Here is a 12574-nt window from a genome sequence, read left to right on the forward strand (position 1 = left end):
TCCGATTCCGAACTGGACCTCGGCATCAACATCAGCACACAAGATGGCATGCCACTCTATCATTTCAGCAACCGATTCTTGGGCAAAACATTGATTCCCAAAAACGGAGCGTTAGAGCTCGAACTGGCCTTCAATCATCAGTTGAAAGCAGGTAATTACCACGTTTCAGTTTACATCGGCCAAGATGAACAGCAGTTGCTTTGGCAAGAAAATGCTGCCACGCTGACCGTTGCTCCATTTACGCCTTACGGCTTCCACAATCCTGATGCAATTCAAGCATCAATCATCACAGATTTCGACATTAAGCAGCTGTAGTGAAAACGCCCATTCTTTTACTGGTTTACAATCGCCCGAAGCAGACCTCAATGGTCCTGAAACGGTTGCAGCAATGTGATGTAAAGAACGTTTTCGTTTCTGCTGATGGACCGAAAAACGCTGAAGACAGAATGCTCACCGAAGAAGTGGAATCGGTTTTGAACCGCTTCGATACTATCTTCAAAAGCAAACGCTTTTCCGATAAGAATCTTGGCTGCAAGCACGCAGTCATTTCCGGAATTGACTGGTTTTTCAATCAGGTTGACGAAGGCATCATTTTGGAAGATGATTGTCTTCCATGTCCGCACTTTTTTCCATTCGTAGAAGAACTGCTGAACCGCTATCGCGATGAGCGGAAAGTGATGATGGTCGGTGGCAACAATCCGCTGGGTGAATGGCAAACCGAAGGCGGCCATTTCTTCTCGCGTATCGGTACCGTTTGGGGCTGGGCCACTTGGAAAGACCGCTGGCAAACATTCAACTCCGAACTTCCTGAGTTTGACCATTTCATTTCGAGTCGAGGTTTTGAACGCGCATTCGGGCCTACGAAATTGGCCGCATCACGACTTGAATTGACACGAAAATCATTGCGTGGAGAAATCGATACATGGGATTATCAATGGAATGCCCACATGCTCATGAACCAAGGTGTGGCTGTGATTCCTGAACGGAATCTGGTTGAGAACATTGGTTTTGAAAATAGTGGAACGAACATTAACTCAAAACCGAATTGGATAGTGAATGAAGTCTCTAATGAACCATTGAAAATCGGTTCACAAAAGCTCCATTCCGACCGCGAATTTGAAGTGGAATGGGAATTGGCGAGACGGTCGAATTTACCCGGAAATACTTCTTCGAAATCGTTTCAAGAAAAAGGAGAAAAGGAAAAACGGAGGTGGAAAATCCTCATCATCAACTCAACCGACATGGGCGGTGGCGCGGAGAAAATTGCGTTTACGCTTCATGAACAATTGTTAGCACTTGGACATGATTCGCAGTTGCTGGTTCAGGTCAAAAAATCGGATTTAGATTCCATCCAAGAGATTGCGGATTGGAAATCGCAGATTGAGAACTTTCAACCCGATGTGATCCATATCCACAACCTCCACGGGACTTCGATTCCGTTGGATGTATTGTCCGAAATCTCACGAAGCATTCCCGTGTTTTTCACATTGCATGATTCCTGGCTGGCAACAGGAAGTACAGAACATCCTTTCGAACCGGAGCCAGAAAAACTGAATCTCTTGGAATTGTTAGAATGGCAGAAGGAATTCACCCATCGACACGAGGTGATTTCCAATAGTAATTTCTGTTTCACCGCCCCAAGCCAATGGATGCGCGAATTGTTTTTCAATGCTCATGGCATCCGGCCGTTTTTCGTTCCGAATTCCATTGAAAAAGTAGCCCCAAGTGAGATTGAAATTCCATCAAAGCGTTTCATTCTTTTTGTGGCCAATCGGCCTGAAACGAATCCCTACAAGGATTTTGCTACGCTAAAAAAGGCGTGGAAAAAAGCCAATGAAACACAGGGAGAATACGGTTGTGACCTGATTGTTCTCGGGGGCGAACCGAAAACCGAAAAAGTCGGAAACCGAACGCTTTTCATCATAGAAAAACAGTCAACAGAAAATGTCTTGGCCTTCATAGAAAAATCACTTTTAGTGATCCAGGCAAGTTTGCAAGACAATGCTCCGCTCACCATTTTGGAAGCGCATTCTGTGGGTAAAAGCTTGGTCGGTTCTTTGGTTGGTGGTATTCCTGAATTGATGGATGAGGAAGAAAAAGAGTGGCTTTATGAAGCGGAAAGCGCGGATGACCTGTGCGAGAAATTGATTGCTGCGTTGCAATCAGAGACAAGAGGTAGAGAGACAAGAGACAAGGAAACGTGTTCTATATGTTCTATAGAATCAATTGTCAACACGTATCTTGGTCATTATCTGTCTCTCCAAAGTCGTCAACTTTCACAAAGTTGACGACTTTCAAGCGCAAGAAATGCCCGAATTCTCCATCATAACACCGGTGCTGAACCAAGCTTCGACCATTGAAAAATGCATCGAATCGGTTGCCATGCAAAACGTGGATGTTGAACACATTATCATTGATGGTGGCAGCACTGACGGAACGGTTGACATCATCCGAAAACACGAAGACAAACTTGCGTTTTGGGTAAGCGAGCCTGACCGTGGACAAGGCCATGCCATCAACAAAGGATTGAAACGGACAACTGGAATTTGGTTCAACTGGCTGAACGCAGATGACCAACTGACGGAGAATGCTTTGCAAACTGTTCTTGAAACCGCAAAACCAGACACCGAAGTGGTGGTTGGCAAATGCCGACACATTAACGAGAAAAACGATACCGTTGCGGAAGGTTCTGCGCGCATTTGGGATTCATTGGCAGCCACTTTGGGCAACTACAGCATGGGGCAGCCATCCGTCTTTTACCGAACAGAAACCGTGGAACAGTTGGGCGATCTGAACGAAAACCTCCACCTCTGTTTGGATATGGATCTGTGGTTCCGTTTTCTGCTGAAATTCGGGCAAGACCACATTCAAACCACTGATACGGTTCTGTCAGAATTCTTGGTTCACAAGGGCGGAAAATCCTCTTCTCAGGCTGAGCAAATGCGAGCCGAGAAATACGGCATTTACCATGCGCTTCTTTCCAATTTTGAACTGCCAGAGGTAATTGCGCACTTCCTTTCACTTCATCCGATCCCTGAATCTGTCAGCTACCAACCTCCATCCGGCCTGAACGCAGAAGAACTGTTATCCAACTTTGCGTGGCATCTGATGGTAGGTGCTTATGACCAGAACGCGCTGGAGGTATGCCAACTCTTTTTTGACGTGGTGAAAAAAGGTTCCCGATTGTCCGAACGGCAGAAGTTGGAATGGATTGCCCGTATCGCATCGGCCAAATTCACGCTACGATGACTACGGGACCATTAGTCAGCATTCTGATGCCTGCTTACAATGCGGGGAAATTCATTACAAACTCCATCGAATCAGTTCTGAATCAGGATCATCAGAATTGGGAATTATTGATTCTGGATGATGCGAGTACAGACTCTACCAATGAAATCATCGAGTCATTCTGCGATGAACGAATCAAAATCTCAGCACATCGGGAAAACCAAGGTTATCTGATTACATGCAATGAATTGTTTGAGAAAGTACAAGGTGACTTCATTACATTTCTGGATGCGGACGACACCTGTTCCAAGAATAGGATCTCAACCTGTTTGGCGGCATTCGAATCTGACCCGCAATTGGATTTTCTGACCACGGATCATTCCAAAATTGACGAATCGGGGCGGCAACTTTCGGAACAACAGGTATCGGTTGATTACGACAGATACGCAACGGATCCAAACTATTACCCGACCATCTGCTGTGCTACGATCTTTCTTCGAAAAAAGCTGCTGCAACAGGTTGGTGGCTACCATCCGTTCTTTAAAGAAATTGGAGGTGAGGATTACCATTGGCTATTCCAATTGAGCAGGAAAGGAAAAGGCAAGCACGTGTCAGAACCCATGTATTTCTACCGCAAACATGCAAATCAGCTTCACCTAAAAAACCGGAATCCGCTCAAGTATTTTGCAAAAGAGATCGATCAGGAGATAAGAAAAGAACTGCTGGTTGGTAATGCCCTGCTATCTGAACCGGAGTCTTTGAGGGAGAAATGGCAATCCAAAATTGAAAGCCAACCATCCGAACTTTCTTTCAGGAAAGCTGCTGAAGCAATCAATGAAGGAAATCTAAAGTCGTTTTTATCTTTTTTGACAGCTGGTATTTTTGCCAGCCCATTGAAACTGAAGAATGTTAAACGAGGTGCTTACCTCGCTTATTCATTTCTTGCGCGAATCGCGTAGCCGAAATACTATCTTTGGGCGCATTCGGAATGGCTACAGGCACAGAAGAAAATTGGTCGCTCGTCATCAAGCCGCAGTCAAAATGGCTTGACCTTAAACTCGATGAGATCTGGGATTACCGCGACCTGATCTGGATTTTCGTGAGAAGGGACATTGTGGCAGTTTACAAACAGACCGTGCTTGGTCCGTTGTGGTTCTTCCTTGCACCAATTTTCACTGTCATTGCGTACAATTTTGTTTTTAACACGATTGCCGGTATTGATACTGATGGTATTCCTCCGTTGGTATTTTATATGGCAGGCACCACACTTTGGAATTATTTTCAGGTCAGTTTTACAAGTACATCAAATACGTTTACCGGAAACGCGGCCATTTTTGGCAAGGTCTATTTTCCCCGAATGGTGGCCCCTATCTCCATGGTTATTTCCGGCATGTTCAAATTCGGAGTTCAGATGTTGATGTTCCTGACCTTTCTTGGATATTACTTGATATTTGAGCAGACCAGCTTACATTTTACAAAGTGGGTGTTTGCATTTCCTTTACTCGTTCTTATGATGAGCGGTCTATCGTTGGGATTTGGAATTATTGTTTCCGCCCTTACCACGAAGTATCGTGACCTTAAGAACTTCATTGGATTCGGAGTGACTCTGCTGATGTATGTTACCCCTATCATCTATCCGGCATCCGCTCTCAAAGGCAATCTTGTTTGGGCGGTCAGGCTGAATCCCATCGCTCCGATCATTGAAGCCTTCAGGCTCGGTTTTACCGGAAACGGGACTGTTTCGGTAGCTGAGGTGGTATATAGCGGAATTTTCACACTGATCATTCTGTTTATTGGTTTGGTAACATTCCATCGTGTGGAACGAACATTTATGGATACTGTCTGATGAGCGATGTGGTCATTAAGGTTGAAAACCTTTCCAAGCAATATAGGCTTGGAATGGTCGGTGCAGGGACCTTGCGCGAAGATCTGGTCGGATGGTGGTACCGAGTTCGAGGAAAAGAAGATCCCTACCTGAAAATCGGTGAGGCCAATGATCGTTCCTCTACGGGAAACAGTGATTACGTCTGGGCACTTCGGGATATAGATTTTGAAGTTAAAAAAGGGGAAGTTTTAGGAATCATTGGCAAAAATGGAGCAGGCAAGAGTACACTTCTAAAACTACTTTCCAGAGTTACAGCACCAACTTCTGGGACAATCAAAGCCAAAGGAAGGATTGCAAGTCTTCTGGAAGTTGGAACAGGTTTTCATCCTGAATTGACAGGTAGAGAGAACATCTACCTGAATGGTGCCATTATGGGAATGCGGAAATCTGAAATTACCTCCAAATTTGACGAGATAGTCGATTTTGCAGGTGTGCAGAGATATGTTGACACACCTGTAAAAAGATATTCATCTGGAATGTATGTGCGGTTAGCATTTGCAGTTGCAGCACATCTGGAACCGGAGATTTTGATCGTAGATGAGGTGCTTGCTGTCGGTGATGCCGAATTTCAGCGAAAGGCCATAGGTAAGATGGAAGATGTTTCGAATGCGGAAGGGCGCACGGTTCTTTTCGTAAGCCACAATATGAAGGCTGTACGTTCTCTATGTTCGCGTGCTATCTTATTAGAAAATGGTCAAGTTACAATGAATGCGGACTCAGATGATGTGGTTGATCGCTACCTGTACACCAACTACCATAGCGAGAGTAAGCTTGTTTATGAAGTTCCTGACGTAGACAATTCATCGGAGGCCCACCTGCTATCAGCCAAGGTAATCAGCGACACACCTATAACTACGGAGAGCACCATCATGCTTGAAGCAGAGGTTTTGTTCAACGCGGCAGTAGAATTCCACATGAACATTCATGTCTATTCCTTCGAGCGAGACCACTTGTTCCAAGCTTCGAGTAAGGTACTAAAGTCGCAGAAGGGAGATAAGGTAAAAGTCCGTTTTACTATTCCGCCACACCTACTGAATGAGAAGTTGCACTCCATCACGGTCACCTTCGTTAAAAACCGATCGACCACCTTTAAACTTATCGATAACGTGCTGGTATTCGGTATTTCCGAAGACAGGAACAACCTGAACTGGTATGGCAAAACTCCAGGACTGCTGAAACCGGAAATTCCGTCAATCGTTACCAAGCTGAAATGAACCGACCATGATCAAGAAACTGATATACAGAAGTCTGTCCGAACGAAACCGGATGCTGGTTGACTTTGACTGGCTGCGTTTCAAGGCTCGACATTGGGGCAATCGTCCAAAAGGTGAACTACCAAACAAGCTTCACTTAGGATGTGGACGAAGAAAGGTGACAGGATTCTTGAATGCTGACATTATGGGGTCAGACTTCGACATGGACTTTGGCGTTGGAGTCCTTCCTTTACCATCAGACCATTTCGAAGCCATCGTATCTCAGGAAGTGATTGAGCACTTGGAGCTCACCCAAGAACTCATTCCACTTTTACGAGAGTTGAAAAGAATTCTGAAATCTGGTGGTGAGCTTTGGCTATCATGTCCAGACATGCAAAAAGTGTGCGCCAACTACATGAAGGACAAAGGTGTTGCATTATTGGAGGACAGAAAAAAGCGGATTCCAGATTTCGATCTGGGAGACATGCCCGTACAGCACATCATCAATCATCTTTTTCATCAGGATGGGGAACACAAGAACCTGTACGATTTCGAACTCTTAGAGTGGGCCATTAAAAAAGCCGGTTTCAGCGATATTAAAGAAATTGATGAAGCAACGCTTCTCAAAAGATTCCCCGAATTTCCTCCAAGAAATGATGGCTTCGTGTGCATGTATGTGAAAGCGGTCAAAAGGTAGTCTTGACAATGCCGCGTATCGTAGTCTATACGGCCATTTTCGGTAATAAAGATGATGCTCCAGAACTCATCAACAAGAAACAGCTTGGTAATCTTGATGTTACATTTGTATGCCTGACCGACAATCCGAATCTGAGGTCGTCTGACTACGAAGTGAAACTGGTAGAAAAACGCTTTTCAGATATCACAAAAAACGCCAGGAACATAAAGATCAACGGGTTTGATGGCATCGAGAATTTTGACATCGCCATTTGGCACGACTCCAGTATACAATTGCACTGCGATCAATTGGCAAAGCTCGCTGAATTTGGACACGAACACGGGATATCCGCATTTCATCACGTTCGTTACTGCGTTTATCTTGAAACGATTGCCTGTATTGACCAGAAAAAAGATAATCCGTTAACTCTAACCAAGCAGGTATACAATTACTTCAAAGAAGGGTTTCCTGCAAATTTCGGTCTGCACGAAACCACAATAATGGTATTTAATCTCAAAACTTATTTGCAGAGTGAACTGAGAACAATTTGGTGGAAAGAGATTGAAAAGCATAGCAGACGAGATCAAATATCCCTTCCTTACGCAAGGTGGAGGTCGGGCATTGAGGTCAACCTGCTCGCACATTGGAAGGAAAAGGGTCACAATAATGAGTTCTCCACTTATGTAGGTCACCGTTACGCCCACTACAACGACTCATGGCCTTATTCATTTCTAACTTCATTTCTCGTCAGAACGATATGCAAAAAGCTGTTGTACGAAATGAGGCGCAGAAGATGACTTGTGCTGAATGTCCTAACCAAGCCAAATCTTATATTGCATCGATTTCCCACCAATGGCCGACCGCATTAACGTAACCAAAACACACTTGCCTCCGCTGGATGAATACCAGCGGATGATCGGAGAGATATGGAAGTCCGGTCAGTTGACAAACGTGGGGGCAAAACATGTTGAGCTTCAGAATAAACTGAAAGAATACTTAGGAGTAAAACACTTGCAGCTGGTCTCTAACGGGACGATAGCCATACAGCTTGCCATTAAGGCCTTGGGGCTAACTGGCGAGATCATTACAACTCCATTCTCATACGTAGCAACGGTATCATCCATTGTATGGGAAAATTGCTCACCTGTTTTTGTAGACATTGACAGAGACGATTTCTGTGTTGATGCAACCAAGATCGAAGCAGCAATAACCGAGAATACCTCGGCCATTCTTGCAACACACGTTTATGGTATTCCATGTAACGTGGAATTGATACAAGAGATCGCAGACCGACACAACCTAAAGGTGATCTACGATGCTGCACATGCTTTCAGTATTGAACTGGATGGAAAGTCACTCTTGAACTACGGAGATGTTTCAACGCTCAGCTTTCATGCAACCAAAGTGTTTCACACGGGCGAGGGCGGTGCAGTAGTAACCGATAATGATGAACTCGCTCATAAATTATGGTACCATGGAAACTTTGGGCACCGCGGACCAGAAGAGTTCTGGGGATTGGGCATTAATGCAAAAATGTCGGAGATACATGCTGCTTTGGGGTTGTGCATTCTTCCATGTATGGATGAAATTCTCAGAAATCGGAAAAAAACGGTAGTCCTTTATGATAAGATTTTCACTCCTGTAAAATCGGTCAAACGCTTGGACATCAAGAAAGGAATCAAACACAATTACTCATACTATCCTGTAGTTTTCGATTCGGAAGAAACGCTGCTTTCAGTGCTTGATGCGCTTCAAAAGCTGAACATTTATCCGAGACGTTACTTCTACCCTTCGTTGAACAAGCTTCCATATCTGCACAAACATGTAGAAATGCCTGTTGCCGAAGACATAAGCAGGAGAATTCTTTGTCTTCCACTTTCTTCAGATCACAACGCTGATGTGGTGAATACGATCGGGTCAGCAATCATTGATATTGTCAAATGACCAGAATCCTACTCATTTCTGACATTGGGTTTCAGATCGAACATTTCAGGAAGCTGTTCGCAATTCATAAGTGCGATTCATTTGCCACACTCTCCGTTCACTGCTCACCTGGCAGCGAAACAGAACTGAAGAATGTGAGTCCAGCGGTCACTTCGTTGAACATCAAAGAAAATGTTGAGTGGATATTGACCTCTTTCGATGTTGTGGTCTCCTACCATTGCCGTCAACTGTTTCCAGCAGAAATTGTACGCCATCTGCGCTGCATCAATATTCATCCTGGTCTTAATCCGTATAACCGCGGTTGGTATCCGGGAGTGTTCAGCATTGCCAATGGACTTCCCGCTGGCGCTACCATTCATGAAATTGATGAGAAGATCGATAATGGGCCGATAATAGCCCAGAAACAGATTGAGATTCTCCCAGAAGACACTTCAGGCACGGTCTACCCCAAGATCATTCAGGCGGAATACGACCTGTTGGAGGAGTGGTTCATGCCCATGCTTACTGGCAACTATAAGACATTCAGCCCGAGCGAAACGGGAAATCTCAACTACAAAAAAGACTATTACGCACTTCAGCAACTTGACCTGAATCAGACCTCAACTGTTGGAGAAACCATTGATAAGTTAAGAGCGCTAACCCACCCACCCTACAAGAACGCTTACTTTATTGACAAGGAAACGGGTGATAAAATTTACATCTCCGTGGAGATGAAACGCGTAAAAAAAGAGTGATGAGGGTGGCAATAATGCAACCGTATCTCTTTCCGTACATCGGGTATTTTCAGCTTATCCATGCGGTGGATAGGTTTGTGGTGTTTGATGATGTGAACTTCATTAAACGCGGGTGGATAAACCGGAACCGAGTTCTTCTCAACGGAAACGACCACATGTTTACTGTGCCACTTATTGGGGTCAGTCAGAACAAACTCATCAATGAAATAAGGATTGACCCGAACACAAAATGGCGCGAAAAGATTCTGACCACGATAAGGCATGCCTACAAGTCAGCACCTCATTTCGATGAAGTTTACCCTTTGATTGAATCCGCTTTCATGAATGATTCTGACATGATATCAGACTACGCCAGAAACAGTTTGGAAGTAATCTGTAAGTACCTGAAGATCGAAACATCCATCATCAGCAGTTCCAAAACTTACAATGGCTCTGAACTGAAAGGAGTAGAACGAATTATTGACATCTGCAAAAAGGAAAAAGCTAATACATACATTAACGCAATTGGAGGAACCGACCTGTACAATCAATCTCAATTTGAAAGTGATGGTATCAAACTTCATTTCCTAAAGACTGACAACATCAGCTACACACAGGGTAAAAATGAATTTGTGAAAGGTCTTTCCATTATTGATGTCGTTATGTTCAACTCCGTTGAGCAGACCCGAAATCTGTTGAACCAGTATCAGCTGATATGACCAAGAAGTACGACAAAATTGTAAAGCATTACGAAGATTGTCTTGACCAGCATGGCGACACTCACAAGGGAGTTGACTGGCCAAATCCGGAGGATGCTGAGGTTAGATATTCGGTGATGTTGGGAATTGCCACGTTTCATGATGTTAATGAAACCACCTCCATTCTCGACTTTGGCTGTGGCACTGGTCATCTACTGGAGTACATCTCGGGCAATACTGAAATAAAAATTGAATACAGCGGACTGGACATTTCCAAGAAGTTTGTTGATGTTGCCCGATCGAAGTTCCCGAACAACACCTTTTACTGTTTGGACATTCTTGAAACACCGATCGGAAGAACATTCGATTTCATTGTAATGAATGGCGTTTTCACCGAAAAACGAGAACTTTCCTTTGATGAAATGTGGGAGTATTTCACCAACATGCTCAAGGTGGTTTTTGACTATTCCGATAAAGGGATCGCCTTCAACGTAATGTCTAAGAACGTTGATTGGGAGCGCGAGGACCTTTTCCATGTCTCTCTTGATAAACTGACCGACTTTCTGGTCAAGAACCTAACCCGTAACTTCGTTATCCGCAACGATTACGGACTCTACGAATACACCGTTTACGTTTACAAAAACTGACATGGCCAAAGTTGTCGTATTTGGAATTCAAGATTTTGCCGAACTGGCCCATTACTACCTGACAAACGACTCTGACCACGAAGTGGTGGCTTTCTCTGTGAACGCATCTTACCTCCCGGAAAGCAAAGAGTTTCGCGGACTTCCAGTTGTTGCATTTGAAGAAGTGGAGCACATCTATCCTCCATCGGAGTTCAAGTTCTTTGCACCTATGGCTCCCAATAGAATGAATCGTCTTCGTGAAGAGGTCTACTTGGCCATAAAGGAAAAGGGATATGAATGTATTTCTTACATAAGTACGAAAGCAACTGTTTGCGATAATAAAATCGGTGACAATTGCTTCATTCTCGAAGACAATACGCTACAACCGTTCACTACCATTGGCAACAACGTTGTGATGTGGAGCGGCAATCATATTGGGCATCACGGAGTTATCAAGGATCATGTAATGTTCACATCACATGTGGTTCTTTCGGGCCATTGCGTGATCGAAAACTATTGTCTCCTTGGTGTAAATAGTACCATACGAGATGGTATAACATTAGCCGAAGGCACATTCGTAGCCATGGCAGCGGCAATAACCAGAAATACTGAGCCTTGGAGCTTTTACAAGGGGAATCCAGGGATTTCGACTGACAAATCCACGAAAGACCTCTGACCGTGTGGATCAAGAAAGGGCTTGTCTTTAATGTTGATGGAAGCCAAGCATGGAATAAGAGCCATGCTCAGGTTCCTGTAGTAGACGTGTTGGCAGACCGTCTGCGCATCTATTATGCAACAAGAAATGTGGAGGGTAAAAGCAATATTTCGTTCATCGAAACGGATAAAGAAAACCCTTTGAAGCTCACCTATGTCCACGACAAGTGCCTATTCGATTTTGGCCAATTAGGAACATTTGATGACAGCGGGATCATGCCTTCGTGCATTCTTAATGTCGGTGAACTTAAGTACCTATACTACATAGGTTGGACCACACGCGGAACGGTTCCTTACCAGAACGCAGTTGGCTTAGCTGTAAGTTCTGATGGAGGAATCACATTTTCAAGAGTTTCTGAAGGCCCGATCATCACCGTAAATGCAATAGAACCATACTTTTCCGGGACGTCATTTGTCATGCACGAGAATTCACGTTTCAAGATATGGTACCTCTCTTGTACAGGTTGGACGAACATGGAAGGCAAACCCGAACCGCTTTACAATATCAAATATGCAGAATCGAATGATGGGAGAAACTGGAACCAAACAGGTACTGTAGCCATCGAATTGCAGGATGATGAAGGTGGTCTCGTAAGTGCCAGTGTTATCCGCACTGACGGCATTTACAAAATGTGGTTTGGCAAAAGGAAAGCCACAGATTACAGAAACAATCCAGACAATACGTACCGTATCGGCTATGCTGAGTCAACGGATGGAATTAATTGGATCAGAAAAGATGAACTTTCAGGAATAGACGTGAGCGAGGTCAGTTGGGACTCTCAAATGATCTCATATCCTTATGTGGTAGAAGTCGATGGTCGGCTGTTGATGTTTTACAACGGAAACGGATTTGGCAAAAGCGGATTCGGATATGCTGAGTGGAATTCTAATTGAAAG

At 44.3% G+C, this 12574-nt stretch carries 13 protein-coding genes; all 13 read left to right on the forward strand.

The genetic code is table 11. The features are described from left to right. Positions 1–314 precede the first annotated feature (314 nt). The 13 genes from GC178_04895 to GC178_04955 are packed head-to-tail and all read left to right on the forward strand — an operon-like array spanning position 315 to position 12571. Positions 315–2288 carry a glycosyltransferase gene (locus tag GC178_04895; GenBank protein MBI1286896.1) on the forward strand — a complete coding sequence of 658 codons (1974 nt, stop codon included), beginning with the start codon at positions 315–317 and terminating at the stop codon, positions 2286–2288. A 19-nt stretch (positions 2289–2307) separates the two neighbouring features. Further along, positions 2308–3249 carry a glycosyltransferase gene (locus tag GC178_04900; protein ID MBI1286897.1) on the forward strand — a complete coding sequence of 314 codons (942 nt, stop codon included), beginning with the start codon at positions 2308–2310 and terminating at the stop codon, positions 3247–3249. Next, positions 3207–4187 (forward strand): glycosyltransferase, encoded by a 981-nt coding sequence (locus GC178_04905; GenBank protein ID MBI1286898.1) that lies wholly within the window; start codon positions 3207–3209, stop codon positions 4185–4187. The genes GC178_04900 and GC178_04905 overlap by 43 nt, the downstream gene beginning before the upstream one ends. Before the next feature lie 29 nt (positions 4188–4216). After that, a complete protein-coding gene (locus tag GC178_04910) occupies positions 4217–5074 on the forward strand; it encodes an ABC transporter permease (GenBank protein ID MBI1286899.1) in 858 nt (285 codons plus the stop codon). Continuing rightward, positions 5074–6327, forward strand: a complete 1254-nt coding sequence (locus tag GC178_04915; GenBank protein ID MBI1286900.1) for an ATP-binding cassette domain-containing protein — start codon at positions 5074–5076, stop codon at positions 6325–6327. The genes GC178_04910 and GC178_04915 overlap by 1 nt, the downstream gene beginning before the upstream one ends. Positions 6328–6334: 7 nt before the next feature. Then, entirely contained in the window at positions 6335–7003 is a 669-nt protein-coding gene (locus tag GC178_04920; GenBank protein ID MBI1286901.1) for a methyltransferase domain-containing protein, read from the forward strand. Then, a complete protein-coding gene (locus GC178_04925; GenBank protein MBI1286902.1) occupies positions 6973–7779 on the forward strand; it encodes a DUF616 domain-containing protein in 807 nt (268 codons plus the stop codon). Before GC178_04920 ends, GC178_04925 begins: the two co-directional genes overlap by 31 nt. A 55-nt stretch (positions 7780–7834) precedes the next feature. After that, complete coding sequence (locus GC178_04930) at positions 7835–8926, forward strand: DegT/DnrJ/EryC1/StrS family aminotransferase (GenBank protein ID MBI1286903.1); 1092 nt, start codon at positions 7835–7837, stop codon at positions 8924–8926. Beyond that, positions 8923–9660 carry a dTDP-4-amino-4,6-dideoxyglucose formyltransferase gene (locus tag GC178_04935; GenBank protein MBI1286904.1) on the forward strand — a complete coding sequence of 246 codons (738 nt, stop codon included), beginning with the start codon at positions 8923–8925 and terminating at the stop codon, positions 9658–9660. Before GC178_04930 ends, GC178_04935 begins: the two co-directional genes overlap by 4 nt. Next, positions 9660–10358, forward strand: a complete 699-nt coding sequence (locus GC178_04940; protein MBI1286905.1) for a hypothetical protein — start codon at positions 9660–9662, stop codon at positions 10356–10358. The genes GC178_04935 and GC178_04940 overlap by 1 nt, the downstream gene beginning before the upstream one ends. Next, complete coding sequence (locus GC178_04945; GenBank protein ID MBI1286906.1) at positions 10355–10984, forward strand: methyltransferase domain-containing protein; 630 nt, start codon at positions 10355–10357, stop codon at positions 10982–10984. Before GC178_04940 ends, GC178_04945 begins: the two co-directional genes overlap by 4 nt. Before the next feature lies 1 nt (position 10985). Then, on the forward strand, positions 10986–11639 hold the full coding sequence (locus tag GC178_04950) for a sugar O-acyltransferase (GenBank protein ID MBI1286907.1): 654 nt from the start codon (positions 10986–10988) through the stop codon (positions 11637–11639). Beyond that, positions 11636–12571, forward strand: coding sequence for a hypothetical protein (locus tag GC178_04955; protein MBI1286908.1), 936 nt, complete (start codon positions 11636–11638; stop codon positions 12569–12571). The genes GC178_04950 and GC178_04955 overlap by 4 nt, the downstream gene beginning before the upstream one ends. Positions 12572–12574: the final 3 nt, after the last annotated feature.

Source organism: Flavobacteriales bacterium, from assembly GCA_016124845.1.
Classification (GTDB): Bacteria; Bacteroidota; Bacteroidia; order UBA10329; family UBA10329; genus UBA10329.